This is a genomic window from Alteromonas sp. CI.11.F.A3 (genome assembly GCF_032925565.1).
GTDB lineage: Bacteria > Pseudomonadota > Gammaproteobacteria > Enterobacterales > Alteromonadaceae > Alteromonas.
In genome coordinates, this window is the sequence record NZ_CP136708.1 from 3,250,979 (window position 1) to 3,267,521 (window position 16,543).

General features: G+C 42.3%; 13 protein-coding genes. 4 read left to right on the forward strand and 9 right to left on the reverse strand.

Going from position 1 to position 16,543, the window contains the following annotated elements; genetic code table 11:
• Positions 1–101 precede the first annotated feature (101 nt).
• The 5 genes from R1T43_RS14070 to R1T43_RS14090 all read right to left on the reverse strand — a co-directional run bounded on the left by R1T43_RS14070 (position 102) and on the right by R1T43_RS14090 (position 5,265).
• Positions 102–662, reverse strand: a complete 561-nt coding sequence (locus R1T43_RS14070; RefSeq protein WP_317349934.1) for a cytochrome b — start codon at positions 660–662, stop codon at positions 102–104.
• Between the two features lie 340 nt (positions 663–1,002).
• Entirely contained in the window at positions 1,003–3,072 is a 2,070-nt protein-coding gene (locus R1T43_RS14075; protein WP_317349936.1) for a catalase, read from the reverse strand.
• Positions 3,073–3,233: 161 nt separating this feature from the next.
• The gene (locus tag R1T43_RS14080) at positions 3,234–3,395 is read right to left on the reverse strand and encodes a hypothetical protein (protein ID WP_317349937.1); all 162 of its coding nucleotides are present in this window, start codon (positions 3,393–3,395) and stop codon (positions 3,234–3,236) included.
• A 50-nt stretch (positions 3,396–3,445) separates the two neighbouring features.
• Positions 3,446–4,252, reverse strand: a complete 807-nt coding sequence (locus R1T43_RS14085; protein ID WP_317349938.1) for an SDR family NAD(P)-dependent oxidoreductase — start codon at positions 4,250–4,252, stop codon at positions 3,446–3,448.
• The gene (locus tag R1T43_RS14090; RefSeq protein ID WP_317349939.1) at positions 4,249–5,265 is read right to left on the reverse strand and encodes an LLM class oxidoreductase; all 1,017 of its coding nucleotides are present in this window, start codon (positions 5,263–5,265) and stop codon (positions 4,249–4,251) included. The genes R1T43_RS14085 and R1T43_RS14090 overlap by 4 nt, the downstream gene beginning before the upstream one ends.
• Positions 5,266–5,557: 292 nt before the next feature.
• On the opposite strand from R1T43_RS14090, the gene asd reads away from it, so the two are divergent.
• The gene (gene asd, locus R1T43_RS14095; RefSeq protein WP_317349940.1) at positions 5,558–6,682 is read left to right on the forward strand and encodes an aspartate-semialdehyde dehydrogenase; all 1,125 of its coding nucleotides are present in this window, start codon (positions 5,558–5,560) and stop codon (positions 6,680–6,682) included.
• Between the two features lie 180 nt (positions 6,683–6,862).
• Here the strand turns inward: asd and R1T43_RS14100 are convergent, their stop codons facing one another.
• On the reverse strand, positions 6,863–7,219 hold the full coding sequence (locus R1T43_RS14100) for a VOC family protein (protein WP_317349943.1): 357 nt from the start codon (positions 7,217–7,219) through the stop codon (positions 6,863–6,865).
• Positions 7,220–7,343: 124 nt separating this feature from the next.
• On the opposite strand from R1T43_RS14100, the gene R1T43_RS14105 reads away from it, so the two are divergent.
• Positions 7,344–9,116 carry a hypothetical protein gene (locus R1T43_RS14105; protein ID WP_317349945.1) on the forward strand — a complete coding sequence of 591 codons (1,773 nt, stop codon included), beginning with the start codon at positions 7,344–7,346 and terminating at the stop codon, positions 9,114–9,116.
• A 49-nt stretch (positions 9,117–9,165) separates the two neighbouring features.
• Complete coding sequence (locus tag R1T43_RS14110; protein WP_317349948.1) at positions 9,166–10,011, forward strand: DUF6279 family lipoprotein; 846 nt, start codon at positions 9,166–9,168, stop codon at positions 10,009–10,011.
• 10 nt (positions 10,012–10,021) lie between these two features.
• Here the strand turns inward: R1T43_RS14110 and R1T43_RS14115 are convergent, their stop codons facing one another.
• Both R1T43_RS14115 and glpT read right to left on the reverse strand, forming a co-directional pair.
• Entirely contained in the window at positions 10,022–11,077 is a 1,056-nt protein-coding gene (locus tag R1T43_RS14115) for a 2-dehydropantoate 2-reductase (RefSeq protein WP_317349950.1), read from the reverse strand.
• A gap of 69 nt (positions 11,078–11,146) precedes the next feature.
• Entirely contained in the window at positions 11,147–12,505 is a 1,359-nt protein-coding gene (glpT, locus tag R1T43_RS14120) for a glycerol-3-phosphate transporter (RefSeq protein WP_211069538.1), read from the reverse strand.
• A gap of 401 nt (positions 12,506–12,906) precedes the next feature.
• Here glpT and R1T43_RS14125 point away from each other — a divergent pair, with 401 nt between their 5' ends.
• A complete protein-coding gene (locus R1T43_RS14125) occupies positions 12,907–15,435 on the forward strand; it encodes a response regulator (protein ID WP_317349955.1) in 2,529 nt (842 codons plus the stop codon).
• Positions 15,436–15,505: 70 nt separating this feature from the next.
• Here R1T43_RS14125 and R1T43_RS14130 read toward each other — a convergent pair whose 3' ends face one another.
• Entirely contained in the window at positions 15,506–16,282 is a 777-nt protein-coding gene (locus R1T43_RS14130) for a CmcJ/NvfI family oxidoreductase (protein WP_317349961.1), read from the reverse strand.
• Positions 16,283–16,543 lie beyond the last annotated feature (261 nt).

The window sequence follows — 16,543 nt, forward strand, 5'->3', positions numbered from 1 at the left end:
AACGTTAAAAAAACCACAGTACATAGACTGTGGTTTTTCTAAATAGCTATAAATTGCGGTTCTGACGTACGGCTAAAAGTTTTGATATTGAGTGTTAATCACTAAATACTTTTGCCTAACATGCGTCTTAGCGTACCGTCCTTATCCACTATGTGATGCTTTAACGCGCCGGCCACGTGAAGGACAACCGCGCCAATCAACACATACCCTAGATAATGATGCACCGTACCGCCAACTTTAGAGAGCTCATAATTTATCGGCAATGTTTTTTCAGGATCTTCTACGCTGAAATTTTGAGCAAAGACTTCTAGCCCAAATACAGATAAACCATGGCCGCCAAGTACTGAAGTCATAAGCCCTGATATTGGCATAAGCAGTGTGCTAAGAATGAGTACCCAATGAATCACTTTAGCCACACCATGCACTAAATTAGAGTAATTTCCTGCTGCCGTGGGCCAACCATTTTTTAACCGCCACGTTGCTCGAGTTAATGCAATGAATAGCACAATAAAACCAAAAGACTTATGCCATGAAAATACCCAATAAGCGTTTTCTTCTACCATATAAACGCCAGAGGCCAGCATGCCAATAATGATTAAGCCAACAAGCCAATGTAGAAATATGGTGGTAGGTGAAAACTTTTGATGTGAATCGTACTGCATATTTTCCTCGGGAAACACGACGGTTAATAATGTACTTCAATATAGAAGAATTTTGTAATTAGATACTAATACCTTTTTAGAGCCTTACTATTTTTTCAACGCAAATGGTTTTGCATGAATGCGCAAATTGCTAGGGGAAGCCCATAGGCCTTTTTAGGTATTCTAAATTAAAAACTTAATTTAGCACGGGGAAATTTACTTGGATATGGGGGGATACGCCTACAAAGCGCCCCCCCTAGATTAATGACTAGACCGAGTTCCCAGTGCCGATAGCAACGTCGACAATGGGAACTTTGTCAATAGAAGCTTTGTCAATAGGAGCTTTGCCAAATTAACGCCCTTAGCCTCTGGCCCAGTAGCGAATGTCACGAAGTTGTTCGATAAACGCATCGGATTTCATATTTGCGATATCAAGCCATCCATCATCCATAGCGTCACCCAGTCCAGCCGCTTTAATTAAAGGCATTGCCTCAGCGGTGTAACCTACAAACTTTTGATGAGCCTGTGCATCTGAAATAAAGTCTTTTGCTTCAGGTTTCATTGATAGAGATTTTGCACCATCTTCTGAAAGTAACAATAGTACTGCATCGTAAAGCACCGATGGCCCACCATCTATTTTTTGATGCGCCGCGATATGCTTGCCTTTGCTACATGTCACCCCGCCTACTTTAGGAGCCACTAGTTCGAACATCGCCCCTTCGGCAATAAGCGAATCGATCACATTTGAAAGCGTATCTCCATCAATACCATCTGAAACAAGAATACCTAATTTGCGTCCTTTGAACGTGCTTGGCGGATTTTTCAAAATACTGAGTGCATCAGAGACTGGTAAGTCTTCTCTGGTTGGCATAGCCGCTTCTGCAGGTTCAGGCATCTCTAAAAAGCCAAGTTCTTGTGCAACGCTCTCTGCTAAGGCCTTATCAACATTCAGTAAATGAGAAACAACACGCTCACGAATAGCTAACCGCTCAACCTTCGACAATTCAAATGCGAATGCATCGCGCATATGTTTTTGTTCTGTGTCAGTCTGGCTGATATAAAACTGTCTTGCTTGACTGTAATGATCCGCAAAGGTTTCTGAACGATAGCGTGTTTTACTGCCTTCCATCGGCTCCGCATGAGATTGATAGCCCGTCTCGGGACACGCTCTAGGGTTGCTTTCATCAGCATCCCACGAATTGGGTTCGTAGTTAGCCCGGCCTTTCGGATTTTGCATCGCCATGTGCCCATCTTGCTGAAAATGGCGCATAGGACATTTGGGTGCATTTATAGGAAGCTGCGTGAAATTTGTACTGCCTAGGCGTTTTAATTGGGTATCTAAGTAGGAAAAATTTCTACCTTGAAGTAAAGGGTCGTTCGTGAAGTCCATACCCGGCACGATATTTTGGGTACAAAATGCAACTTGTTCGGTTTCTGCAAAGAAGTTATCTACCACTTTGTTCAGCACCATTTTGCCTATTATTTTCACAGGTACCTGCTCTTCAGGAATAAGCTTAGTGGCATCCAATACATCAAATTCAAAATTATCTGCAAAGTCTTGGTCAAATACCTGAATGCCCAGCTCCCATTCAGGAAAATCACCAGCCTGTAGCGCATTCCACATATCTCGGCGGTGAAAATCAGGATCTGCACCGTTAATTTTCAGCGCTTCGTTCCATACCACCGATTGCAAACCTTGCTTCGGTTTCCAATGAAATTTAACGTATTTCATTTCACCTTCGGCGTTAATAAACTTAAAGGTATGCACACCAAAGCCCTCCATGAAGCGGAAAGAACGAGGTATGGCGCGATCTGACATGGCCCACATCAACATATGGGTAGATTCTGGCGATAAGCTGGTAAAGTCCCAAAAGTTGTCATGGGCAGTTTGTGCTTGAGGAAAGCCGCGGTCAGGCTCCTGTTTTGCAGAATGAATCAAGTCAGGGAACTTGATGGCATCTTGGATAAAGAATACGGGAATATTATTACCCACCAAATCCCAGTTACCTTGTTGAGTGTAAAATTTTACGGCAAACCCGCGTACGTCTCTAGCTAAGTCTGGTGAACCTTTATTACCAGCAACGGTAGAAAAGCGCGTGAATACAGGCGTTTTTTCGCCTTTACGCTGGAAAATATCTGCTGAGGTAATATCTGACAATGATTCGTAAGTTTCAAAATACCCGTGGGCCCCAAAGCCTCTAGCATGCACCACACGCTCGGGAATTCGCTCGTGATCGAAGTGAAAAATCTTTTCTCTAAGTACGTGGTCTTCTAAAACGGTAGGCCCTCGCTGGCCCGCTTTAAGAGAATTTTGATCGTCGTGGACGGGGCAACCTTGCGCCGTCGTCATAGTAGGGTGTCCATTACCCGCGGTTTGATGCAACTCTCCGCCTTTTCCTTTCTGTCCTTGGTATTTAAACGATTCAGCCATTTCAGTTCCTTATAGAGATAACCTAATTGATTGCGTTGTAACAACGGCTTAGGATGAAACATGCATGTTTCATAACTGTATGAAGCAAGGAGAATTCCACATAAAATTATTAAACAAAATTAGCAACTTATGTGATAACCCACTTTTAATCGTTAAAATAATTACAAATAGAGGGAATATTTTACAGGGGATATAGGAGGCGATAACAACCCGAGTGAGGTGGCAATGGCAATGGCAATGGCAATGGCAATGGCAATGGCAATGGCAATGAAAATAAAGAGGGAGAAAACTAAAGTAAAAAAAATGCCGAATAGGTAAAACACACCAAGTAACCTGATGTGCTCTACTCAAACATGCTGATTTTAGATAAATTTTAACTTAAGTGACTAGCTACAATAGATTCAATCACGTTAACTAATTGCTCTCTATTTGCTGAGTTTTCACCAAATGGATGTGCAGGCGCAAACTGATTGTTGTCATTATCGAAATATTCACCTTTCACGTTAGCAAACCTATCACCAAGCGCAGCTTCCACAAATATTTTCGCACCAATTGCTAAATCGCCACCGGCTACCCCATAAGCTTCCTTCACCATTTTACTCCCAAGCAAAGATTTAGGGTTAACAGATACAAACAATGGCCCTGTTGTCTCATATTTTTCGGCAAAAAAGCGTGTCCACATGGTAATAGCAAGCTTGCTTTGTGCGTATGCCATACCATCACTCATAGAAGGGCCTTGACTTAGCAGGTCAAAATTAACAGGGGCTTGGGCTGCAGATGACACGTTTACTACTCGCCCACCACTTGGCATAAGTGGTAACAAACGTTTGGTAATGATGAACGGCGCAATCGTATTTACCATGAAGCGTACGTCTAAGCCTGCGCTTGTTTCAATTGCAGGAGAATGAAACACCCCAGCATTGTTAATAATAACGTTTATAGCTGAAAACGCGTCTGTCACACGAGTAGCAAAATTATCTACTCCTTTGAAGTCGCTTAAATCTGCAACGAAACTAGTAACCTGTATTGCAGGATAATCGGCACATAGCATTTGTTCTACATGCTTTAATTTGTCGGCACTTCTTCCGTGAATGACCAAATTATGCCCTTCGTGAGCCAATAATTTAACGGTTTCAAGACCAATGCCGTCGGTCGCGCCTGTCACTAATATTGTTTTCATCCGTTCATTCCCTCTTTTTTCAAAATAGTTTGATGACTAAATTCGTCAGAATGGAAATGCGGTAACACCATTTCCGACAGTTTCTGTAACGTTTCTTCAACTGGTGTGCGATTAAATCTAAGGTTTAGCGCTACGTGGTTAACGCCACTGTCTCGCAAGACTAAAAGATAATCTAATAAGCTGTTTATCCCGCAGCGAACACCTAAATGTATTGGTGATACCGGTGAATTATCGTTTGCGTCTACATCAATATAAAGCGGTTGCATTACCGGCTTGCTTCGTTTGGTAAAGGTATTTACACGTGAGCGATAACTATCAACCACGTGAGCTTGAATTTTTGGGCTTCTGGGGTAAGTAATTAACCCGTCGAGATGCTCTGCTCCCCAATTCGGCGATTGTTGAGAGCCCCCTGTGATCATCATAGGAAAGCGTTCTTTGTGTGGCTTAGGCAGTAAATCCAAGGTGCCATTTACATGACCAAAGCTGTTGTTGATTTGACCGTACCCCTGCATCATGCGTTTAATATATTCCACACTTTCACGGAAGCGTTCGCCTCTGTCATCAAACCCTCGGTTAATAGCAGGGTATTCTTCAGGTCTATCTCCTGAGGCCACACCTAACACTAACCGCCCGCCGCTGAGTACATCGATACTTGCCGCAGCCTTAGCAACTTGTGCGGCATGACGTTGAGGAAGTACTAAGGATGCTACACCTAGCGTAACTGTTTTAGTTAACCCTGCAAGCACGCCAAGATATACAAAAGGGTCGTATACCTGCCCTGCATCGCCAAAGGTTGGTACATTAAATAAAACATCTCTTATCCACACGGCCTTGAAGCCTAAGTCTTCTGCAAGCTTCACTCTTTTTATATGGTCTTGCATAGTGGGCACAGGCCCATATGGGTAAGATTCGATTGGCACAACTAAGCCTATCGACATACGACCATTGTTAAAGACATTGCAAAAGCCATTATTTATGTTCGCAAAATTAAGCGCGTTTGACTCGGTACTCATTTAGGCTGCTAGGGTCTGAAAAACTGTTAGGAGAAGACTACCTTCCTATAGCATGAATGATAATTAAGCATTTTAAGAATTAGTTTCAACAAAACATTGATAATGTGCTTACCAAATGTGATTCACTTATATCTATAACGTAATATTTCTAAAAACTCGCTAGCCAGCGTTTTAAATTGTTTATAGACTGCAGGCATAATAATGAAAATGCGACAGGTATAGGGTTGGCAGGGTGATATCACCGTTAGTTCAACATGAATACACAGTTTAGTTTTATAGGGTTCTCAAGTTAATGTCTCAACAAAAAGTAGGTTTAGTGGGCTGGCGCGGTATGGTTGGCTCAGTGTTAATGCAGCGCATGCAAGAAGAGCAAGATTTCGCGCACATTGAACCCACATTTTTTACCACTTCTCAAAAAGGCCTTCCTGCGCCAGACTTTGCAGGTGCTAACGCAGGTGTACTAGAAGACGCCTTCGATATTCAAGCGTTAGCTAAGCAAGATATTATTATTACCTGCCAAGGCGGTGACTACACCAAAGAAGTGTACGCTTCACTGCGCGATACGGGCTGGAATGGATACTGGATAGACGCAGCGTCTGCGCTTCGTATGGAAGACGATGCGGTCATTATTTTAGACCCTGTAAACCGTAAAGAAATTGATGCTGGCGTAGAAAATGGCATTCGCACTTTCGTAGGTGGAAATTGCACGGTATCGCTAATGTTGTTAGCGCTAGGCGGCTTGTTCGAGAAAGACTTGGTTGAGTGGGCTTCACCTATGACCTATCAAGCTGCTTCAGGTTCAGGTGCTAAGCATATGCGTGAACTTATTAGCCAAATGGGCGCTATTCACACGAATGTAAAAGCAAATTTAGATAATCCAGCCTCTGCTATTTTAGACATCGATAAGCAGGTTGCTGAATTTATCAGAAGTGATGATTACCCTTCTGAGCAATTTGGTGTACCGCTAGCAGGCAGTTTAATTCCTTACATTGATTCACAGTTGCCATCTGGGCAAAGCCGTGAAGAATGGAAAGCACAAGCTGAAGCCAACAAAATTATGGGCTTGTCTGAGCAACCTATTCCAATTGACGGAATTTGCGTTCGTGTAGGCGCGATGCGTTGTCACAGTCAGGCTATCACCATCAAGTTAAAACAAGACTTGCCGGTTGAAGAGATTGAGGAAATTCTTGCTGAGCATAACGAATGGGTGAAAGTGGTCCCTAACGACCGTGATGCCACAATGCAAGAACTCACGCCAGCGAAGGTGACGGGAACACTGTCTATTCCTGTAGGTCGAATTCGTAAATTGACCATGGGGCCTGAGTATATTTCAGCCTTCACTGTTGGCGATCAATTACTATGGGGTGCTGCAGAGCCGCTTCGTAGAATGCTGCGTATTGTTCTTGGTAAAGCTTAATCATCCAACGCTTAAAATTACAATGATGTAAACACCTCAATAAATAACTACCAAAGCCCAGCTTTTTCTAAGCTGGGCTTTTTTATGCAATGCTTTTTGTTTAGGTGGGTCCGTTTTTTGTTCAGAGGTTATCTATAGCAGCCTAATTATGTACCCGTGCTTCTATTTCTTTTCAGAGCGCTATTCCTTTTCAGACCAAACGGCAAATTCATTACCACCAGGTTCAATGAAATGAAACCGGCAGCCCCCTGGAAATTCAAAAATAGGCTTATTCACGTCGCCACCAGCGCCTTCTACCTTGCTTAACGTTTGCGTAATATCAGCACTGTAAAAAACTAATAACGCGCCGCCATTTTCTGTAATGCCAGCATGCTCAGCTTTAAAAAAGCCCCCGTCTAATCCTTGGTTAGTAAATGCCGTGTATTCAGGCCCGTAATCGGTAAATGACCAACCAAATACGGTTTCAAAAAAGCGTTTAGTACTGTTGATATCCAATGTACCGAACTCAACGTAGTTTAGCTTTTCATGTGTTGCCATGGTTTTTCCTCATCTATTCAGGTAGATATGGTGAATACTGTAGTGTTAGCGGCTAATATTCCGTATTATTAACGCGTTAATGTACGTCATCTTCAATAATATAAAAGCCACATGGAAGTATTAAATGCAAGCTCCTGATTATTCAAACTACAGCCTTGCCGAACTTGAAGATGTGTTAGCCAACATCGACAAAGAGCAATATCCCGATAGAGTGTCAGCCGTGCTCAAGGAAATAGCCTTAAGACAACCCTTAACAAGCAAAACCGAAACGTCTCAACATCAAGATAGTTCTGATCCTCAAAATACTGCCAATCACAACCCAGCATTAGCGGAAAATAGTTACGATGACGAAGCATTGCATGCAAACTGGCTAATTCGTTTTTGGAAAGGCCAAGTATCGTTACCTATCAGTTATTGGGTGGTTGGCATTTTAATAACACTTGGTGCACTTGCGCTAAGCTCATTTGTTGAACTTAAAATAGAAAGTGCATCTTCGCGAGCTGAGCTTGGTATATACATGATGCTTTTGTACGTGGTGTTAACACCCGTGGTTATCTGGCAATCGGTTGGCGTAATTCGCTCTGCCATCCGTCACCCTCATCGCGGTGGCTCTGCTGGTTGGGCAACAATGGCGATAATAATGACAGTAATAGGAATGATAAATTTCACTGTAGATTTCTATCGGTCAGGGGTACCCATCATTACTGAAAGTGTCTCTTTAATTGGCGCTGAATCCACCTATCCCTCTACCAAGTTTAGGGTTTTAAATAATGGTACCGAGCTAGAACTTTATGGCGGTATAGAAATTGGCTCCGAACTACTGCTGCTAGATGTACTGAAACAGAATGAAAACATAACAACAATACACTTACACAGTATTGGCGGAAGACTTATCGGCGCGACTCGTCTTGCTGCTGTAGTCAAAAAATATGGGCTTAACACATTTGTGAAAACCTCGTGCTCTTCGGCATGCACTATTGTGTATTTAGCGGGAAAAGAAAGGCTATTGGGTGAAGACGGCGTGCTGCAGTTTCACGCTCCCGCATTAGGCGGCAAGTCTATGCATGACAACACAGAGTTAAGTTCCGCGTTTGACCAAGCGTATAAAGATGCCGATGTTCCGAATTGGTTTGCGAAAAAAATACAAAATACGCCGAATACTGAACTTTGGGCTCCTTCTCACAAAGAACTTTTACGAGCAGGTATTGTCAGTAAAGTAGTGGACAGTAGCGCCTACGGGTTCAGTGGCTATGAAGACGAAAGCGAAATAAACACGCAAGCAGTAGAGTCTGGTTTATTGACTCATGCCTACTTGGTTGCCATGAAAGACAAAGATCCAGATACCTACTATCGAATTGTCGCTATAAATGAAGAAGGTTTACGGGAAGGCGCTTCTATTAATGCTATTGCAACTCGAGCAAGAGCGGTGTTTGAAGCAAGAATTACGCATTATATCGCTCATGGTAGTGATGCCGACATCGTTAATTATTGGCATGTGATGATAAAACAAATGCAAGAGCTTCAAGGGCAATATCCCCTTGCCTGCGCCGCATTTGTGTATCCCGATGAGGTGCCACTAGAATACCATGCCGGGAATGAAGCTCAGCTATCGAGCGAAGTAAAGGCACTTGAGCTTGAGGTATTGGCAAAGCTAATTGCACATCAGCAGGTAAGCCCCTCTTTGTATTCTGATGAGGAAAGTGGTGACATCATCACGAATTTAGTTAAAGGCATGCAGGATAGCAGTGAGGCACATTTTGAGGTGGTAGCAGCGCCTAAAGACTTTCTCGAGTCACCAGATATTATGTGTGGCGCTGCCATAGAAATTCAGCAGCGATTTATCGATTTTGAAATCCAAAAGGCCGCTAAATTACTAAGAACTATTAGTGCTCAGTAATTAATTTATATATCAGTAGCTAATAGCTACATCTACCACGGATTAAAAGATGAAAAAGTTATGGCTTGTTATTGGTTTCTTAGTACTGACAGGGTGCTCGTCTAAGCTTGCATACAATAATCTTGATTGGCTTATTTATTGGTACATGGACGATTATGTAGAGCTTAACGATTCACAAGAAGCTATTTTCGATATTAAGCTTGAAGGGTGGATTGATTGGCACAGAGAAGAACAATTGGCTTTATATTTGGCCCAACTAGAGCAGATTACCAAAGAGATAAAACAAGATAAATTAAACAAAGCTGTTATTGCCAATCATCTAAATCAGGCTAATGAACACGTAATGACCTTACGTTCAAAACTAGCGCCTGAGTTAGCAGAACTCGCTTCCCGCTTAAGTGACGACCAAGTTATTTATTTGTTCGCTGCCATCCAAAAAGAAAACGACGAAGAGCAAGAAGAGCTTGATGAGTACGACTCAATGTCTGAAAGTGAAAGGCTTGAAAAGTTAATTGAGAATTTTGAGGAAGGTTTTGAAGAAAATTTGGGTGATTTAACTGACGAGCAAAAAACCATGGTGGCGAACGCCGCACCTCACTTTGCCCGTACCCGTGGAAACTGGCTTGAATACCGAATAACCATGCAGGATGAAGCCCGCCGACTATTTGCAAGCAGACAAAACACTGAAGCATTTCAGCAGAAGCTAACCCATCTACTGACTCACCCCGATGACTACCGCACCGAAGAGTACTTATCGCGCAGAAAGGCAAACCGAGAAGCTTATTTGTCGCTGGCCGATGAATTGGTTAAGACAATGACCGCTAAACAAAAGTCACACCTTTTAAAAAGGCTCAACAAGATTATTGACGACATAAAGGATCTTCAAGACGATTAATAGCGATTGGCTAGCTAACTGCTATCGCTTCTTGTAATGCAGCTGCGCTTAACATAGGCGACCCATCACTTGCACTTTCAGCCGCTTTAATGAGTTTTACTATTGCTGCATTCGCTGGGGTATTCACATGATGGGCTAAACCTAATGCGACAATTTCGCCATTAAGGTAATCGACTTCAGTTTTTCTATTTAGCGCTAAATCTTCATACATAGAGGAACGGGCTTGAGGGTCAATTTTTAACGTGGCAGCAGCCACTTTTTTAAACAAGAAGTTAGGCAATGACATAATGTAAGGCATAAGCTTCGGGACGACCTTCCCTGTTTTAGCCGGCTCAATACCAGCCGCTTTCATTGTCGCTAGTGCCTCTTTTAAGACTACCGCCATTACCTTTCGATAGGCACTGTCATTCAACTGCTCAAGCAACGGCCTACCAGAAAGGGCATTTACGGCGTTATTCAAGTTCATAAGCAGCTTGCCCCACTGCACGCTGGATAAATCTGTATACACGTTTACCGGTAAATCTGCGCGCTCAAATAGAGTGACTAAGTCACCCGCCTTGCCTGAACCGTCTTCAATACACAAATCGCCTTCCGTGCCGCAATGAAAATGCCCGTCGCCCTGCCCCAACACGTTAAATGGAACCATGCCTTTCATGACCGTATGATTCGGTAAGCATTCTGATAGCACTCGTCCGTTTCTTACCCCGTTTTGAAAGCTGATGACAACCGGATTATCCTTCAACGGATCGCTATTTTCATATTGCGCAATAAGCGACGCGGCCTCTTTAGTATCACCACTTTTTACGCACACTAAAATATAATCAGCGCGCGCCATTACCTCAGCATTTTCAGTAAAGCTAATATCTGCCGGTTTAAGTTTGGTATTCCTGCCCCGCCAATCGGTTAACGTTAAGCCGCTATTCGCAATTTGACTTTTAAGTCTTGCACGGCCAATCAAGTTGACATTCGCGCCGATAGACAGCAGACAACCACCTAAATAACACCCAATGCTCCCAGCGCCCAATATAACGATATTCGCTGTGTTTGCTGTTTCTATCTTGCTCATGATTAACCTGCTGCCAGATTTAAATACAACTAAATACTACAATATCACCCGATAAATAAACCTTATCACCTAGCTTACTGAAGACGTTTCTTTACTTTTTAAATGCGCAATCTCATGTTTAACCGTAAAGCCGATTAGCACAATGGCACAAATACACCCACCAGTAAGCAGTATAAACCCGCCATTCCAACCAAAATAATCGACGGTAAAACCTAAGGCAATGTTGGCGATAACAGCACCACCAAGGTACCCAAACAGCCCTGTTAATCCGGCTGCCGTACCTGCGGCTTTCTTCGGTACTAACTCAAGCGCGTACAAGCCTATTAGCATAACAGGGCCATAGATTAAAAAGCCGATAGCCATTAACGCTGCCATGTCGACTGTGGGGTTACCAGCAGGATTAAACCAATACACCAGTACCGCAATCAGTACTAATACCATGTACAAAATAGCAGCGGGTGAGCGACGACCTTTAAACCATTTGTCACTGATGTAACCGCATAACAACGTACCTGGAATGCCCGCCCACTCATACAAGAAGTACGCCCATGAACTATGCTCGAAGGAGAAGTCTTTCACCTCTGACAAATAAGTAGGTGCCCAATCTAAAACACCATATCGAATGAGATAAACAAACGCATTTGCGATAGCGATAAACCACAGGAGTTTGTTGTTTAATACGTAGGTAACAAAAATTTCTTTAGCACTGAGTTCTTGCTCATGCTTTTCTTCATAATCAAGGGGATAGTCGTTGCGATGTTCTTCAATAGGCGGCAAACCACAACTTTGCGGTGTATCTCGTAAGGTCAAAAAGACAAAACCGGCGATTAATGCAGCAAAGGTTGCGGGTACGTAAAAAGCGCTATGCCAATCATTAAACCACGCCATTCCCAAAATAAATAAGGGGCCAATAAGTCCGCCGCCAACGTTATGCGCAATATTCCAGACCGAGACAATTTGCCCTCGTTCATTCCCCGAGTACCAATGCACAATAGTACGACCACAGGCGGGCCACCCCATACCTTGCACCCAGCCATTAATGAAAAGCAGCAGAAAGATAATCGCGATGCTTTGTGTTGCCCATGGAACAAAACCAAAAATAAACATGACCAAGGAAGACAGTAGTAAGCCTGTCATTAGAAAGTATCTAGGATTGCTTCTATCAGAAACATTGCCCATTAAAAATTTACTTAACCCGTAAGCAATAGAAACCGCAGACAGTGCAAAACCCAACTCGCCTTTTGTGAAGCCTTGCTCTTCAATTAAATAAGGCATGGCCAGTGAAAAGTTCTTTCTTACCAGATAGTAACCCGCATAGCCCACAAAGATACTGAGGAATATTTGCCATCTAAGCTTTTTGTAAACTGGATCTATATCTTCCTCGGGTAACCGAGTTTTATGTGCTGCAGGTTTAAAAAATCCAATCATAAAAAGCTTCCAACTATTTGGCGAATAAACTATTTTTTTGTGGCTGTATTCTGCTTTTAGAAAGTTAATAAAACAAGCATATATCTGAATTAATCATTGAGGGGTGCAATGTAGCTGATACATAACATTCGTTCGGTAGACCAGATTGAACTTCAACCATAATTTTCATGTTGTAGGGATATCATCCATGGAAGGTAAGATGACAAAGCAATGCTTCAGCGGAACATAGAACAACTAAGCTAAATTTATTAGACTAAAGTCTGAATTTTAAATGACCCGACGGTTAATTCCCCTAAATTCAGGACATGGCGTTTTATCTCTGCTAATTTGCAAGAAGTGAATTTAGTTCGTTGGTGTTAGCTCAAGCCTAGCAGCCACCTAACAAGACGTAAGAAAATACTGTGCTATCCATTACCCAATTTTCTCTTAGAGTTCTAGCAATTGTAAGCCTTTCTGCCTTTAGTTATATGGCGTGTGCCGATGTACTGGCCGAACTTGAATCGTTAGATTCACGGGTTAACACCGAAATCCCTATGCCCATTGGCGAAGTAATATCGAAGCTAGAAACACGATTACTCACTTCCGACTTAACGTTGCACGAAAAAACTAAAATCGCGGGTAGATACGTTCAACTAAAACTCAAATTACATCACACAGCGCCCGATGATGTGATGACAATCCTTGAATCTTTAGTCGCTGAAACGGCAGATGGATTAATCATTAAGTTAGGGCTCGCAAGGATGGTTGGCATTAATGCAAATTATGACCTGTCTTATCAGATGTTCGGTGAAGTCATTCAATCTCCCGCTGCCAGCCCGTCTGTTAAGGCTATGGCGATTGCGTATCTCATCCTTTCATATAATGAAGGGCAAGTTTTCGCTTCAAGCGTTAACTTATTAAACACTCTTAACGAACTGGTTCATGAGAATAACCTTGCCTATGCTAAAGCTCTTTACCACTACATGGCCGCAGATTATTACCACTCAGTTAAGTCGTTCGATATAGCCTTTGAGTACTATGAAAAATCGTTAGCAGAGGCCAAAACGCTGAAAGAATGGCCACTTGTCAGTGACAACCTGTATGCCATTGGTATTTTGTTTAGAAATATGGGCAACTTCGATAAGGCAATTACCTACTTTGAGCAGACCATTGAATCTGACAGTAAGATAGACATTAATTACGCAGAATACATTGCCGTATATGGAATGGCGTCTACCTATTTTCGCACTGACAATATTGAAGAAGCGTTGAAACTGGCTGACAGAGTTACTTCTCACCCGCTCACTACCTCTTTTTACGATAGCGAAATTTATAGATTAAAAGCGAAGGCGTTGATGGAACGCGGGCGTTTAAGCGAGGCAAGAGTGGCGCTTGAGCAGTCTCGCAGCACCTATGATGATTACCGCGTAGGTGAAAAGACCACATGGCGGGCCGAACTTGAAAAGCTCGCATCACAAATTACCGCTAAAGAAGGTGACTTTGAAACGGCATACAAAGAGTACGAGGTATACCATAATGAATATCTTGAGGCTAAAAAGTACGAAGATTTAGAACTATTAGAAAGCGCAAATTTAGTTTATGAAATAGAGCAGCAAAAAGAAAAAACTACACTACTAGAAAAAGAAAACCGGGCTATTTCAGAACTGCTTAAAGCCAGAGAAGCAGCTCAGCAAACACAAAAGCTCTTCACCCGCTGGCTTGTAATTTTTATTGTATTAACACTTGTTACCCTTTTTATTATTTTAATTCTGCTTAAAAAGGCACGTAAGACTAACGCGCTCTATATTTCTGCGAAGGAAAAAGCCGAACTTCATAGCAGGCTTAAAACAGAGTTTATTTCAAACATAAGTCACGAAATCAGAACCCCATTGAACGCCATCATTGGTTTTGGGCAAGTGCTAACAGACAAGTTAGAAGATAGACAAACTAAAAAGCTAACAAGCCAAATTGTTAACTCATCTGAAATGCTTCTGCAGCTTATTGATGACTTGCTCGATTTCTCTAAAATTGAAGCCGGCAAGCTAGTGCTAGATTACGGCCCTTATAATTTACGTCAAAGCATACGAAAGCTACTTGATATATTCCACGCGCAGGCAAGCAATAAGGGGTTAACCATTAAGCTAAATATCGACAAAAATCTTCCCAAAGAAATGATTTTTGATGAACTTAGACTTAAACAAGTGCTTGCCAACCTAGTCAGTAACTCGATCAAATTCTCAAGCGCAGGGATTATAGAAATAGGTATAAAAGTTAAACAGAAAGACGGCACCCACTGCCTATTCGACGTATGGGTACAAGACAACGGTATTGGCATTAGCGAGTCTCAGCAGGAAAACCTATTTCAACCATTCATTCAAGCTGAAAGCTCAACCGCACGAAAGTATGGTGGTTCAGGGCTAGGTTTGAACATTTGCAATAAACTATTAGAGCAAATGAATTCTAAACTTCATGTGGATAGCGACATGGGCAAAGGTGCCCGCTTTTACTTTACGTTAGAATTGAGCCATTCCATAGGTGACGAGTACATCCACAACAAAGAAGCCGCGCAGTTAATTACACAGTTCAAAAAAACACGGGTGCTATTGGCCGAAGACAATGACATAAACGTTGAGGTTATAACGGCAATGCTAAACTCCACAAACCTACAAATACTTCGAGCTCCCAACGGAAACGACGCTATTCACAAATTATCTCAACAGTCGTTTGATGTTATTTTAATGGATATACAAATGCCGGAGATGGATGGATACGAGGCCACTAGGGTTATACGGCATCAAATGAATGTCACCTTACCTATTATTGCGTTAACAGCTAATGCTATGCAGCAAGACATAGATGCCTGTTTAAATGCAGGCATGGACGACCACGTCAGCAAACCTATTCGAAAAGAAAAATTGCTAGAGGTGTTAGATAAATACCTCAACGATTAACAAGGTATTTATCTCGAATTATACATCATCCGCTTCTACATTATGCGTGTCCGCCCTTGTCAAAAGCGATCTAATACCTAACAAGGGTTCGCGTTTCAATACTCTTACGAGGCTTAGTTGCAGTAGTATCGCCTTCCATATCGAGTGCACTATGCGCCAAATGAGGCCTTCCATGATTATCGTAAATATTAAATATAATCGCTTCTTCAGGGGTCATTTCTGATTGATAAAACCACTTATGCGCTTTGTTTTCAGCCACCCCTAATATTTGCCCTTTTCGATCGGGGTACTCTAGCTCTATGTTCATCCAATCGTCTACTTGCATCGAACGTGGACAAATAAACCCTAATGGAGAAGAAGGAATTTTATATTCTACCGGCCGCCAAATATTTACAAAGCCAAAGTGCCCTTGTTGAAACTCACGGGCTCTTTGCGCACCTATAATATCCACTAGCCGTTTCGCAACTCCTCCCTCACTATAATCGTTGTGAGCATTGCGGGCAGGTCTTCGCGTAGCATTGGGATCATCAATACGTACCGTATGGTCAAAAACAATCACTTCTTTTGCTTCTATCTGCTGCTGGAGAATGACGGTAAGCTCACTTTCATATTCGCTCGCCCACGCTTCAGACTCATCAAATGCATTCACCTGCGTCGGTGAATTTATAAAAATGATCCCGTCTTCATCGAAGTTCACTGAACACGTTTTTTTTCGTATGTCAGTAACGCGCACCTTAACTGAAACTAATTCTGGTGAAATCAAATTTCCAACAACGCCGTCTACATCGAAATGAAATGTCTGAACGTCGTTACTTTTGACATGATAGTTTACTGTGGCTGTGGTCATATAAAAGCACTCCTTAAAAACGGTAAACGGTATAGATTTCCCCGATGCGAGGGAATATAGGTTTTTAAGGGCGATAGATAAATGGGATACAGGTATAAACAGAATTCTGAAAATGAAGATAATAGTCAACCACAGTGGCTGATAAACCACTTGAACTTTACCCTGACTGACATCAGAAACCACTTTAAGGCATTACTTATGGAAGTATTTAACCAGTCTTTACATTTCCTCAATGGCGAGCGTTGAGAGTTTACTTTATGA

Excerpts from the sequence above, each read along its gene's own strand:
- R1T43_RS14070 (WP_317349934.1), bottom strand. The coding sequence starts at position 662 with ATGCAGTACGATTCACATCAAAAGTTTTCACCTACCACCATATTTCTA.
- R1T43_RS14075 (WP_317349936.1), bottom strand. The coding sequence starts at position 3,072 with ATGGCTGAATCGTTTAAATACCAAGGACAGAAAGGAAAAGGCGGAGAG.
- R1T43_RS14085 (WP_317349938.1), bottom strand. The coding sequence starts at position 4,252 with ATGAAAACAATATTAGTGACAGGCGCGACCGACGGCATTGGTCTTGAA.
- R1T43_RS14090 (WP_317349939.1), bottom strand. The coding sequence starts at position 5,265 with ATGAGTACCGAGTCAAACGCGCTTAATTTTGCGAACATAAATAATGGC.
- asd (WP_317349940.1), top strand. The coding sequence starts at position 5,558 with ATGTCTCAACAAAAAGTAGGTTTAGTGGGCTGGCGCGGTATGGTTGGC.
- R1T43_RS14100 (WP_317349943.1), bottom strand. The coding sequence starts at position 7,219 with ATGGCAACACATGAAAAGCTAAACTACGTTGAGTTCGGTACATTGGAT.
- R1T43_RS14105 (WP_317349945.1), top strand. The coding sequence starts at position 7,344 with ATGCAAGCTCCTGATTATTCAAACTACAGCCTTGCCGAACTTGAAGAT.
- R1T43_RS14110 (WP_317349948.1), top strand. The coding sequence starts at position 9,166 with ATGAAAAAGTTATGGCTTGTTATTGGTTTCTTAGTACTGACAGGGTGC.
- R1T43_RS14115 (WP_317349950.1), bottom strand. The coding sequence starts at position 11,077 with ATGAGCAAGATAGAAACAGCAAACACAGCGAATATCGTTATATTGGGC.
- glpT (WP_211069538.1), bottom strand. The coding sequence starts at position 12,505 with ATGATTGGATTTTTTAAACCTGCAGCACATAAAACTCGGTTACCCGAG.
- R1T43_RS14130 (WP_317349961.1), bottom strand. The coding sequence starts at position 16,282 with ATGACCACAGCCACAGTAAACTATCATGTCAAAAGTAACGACGTTCAG.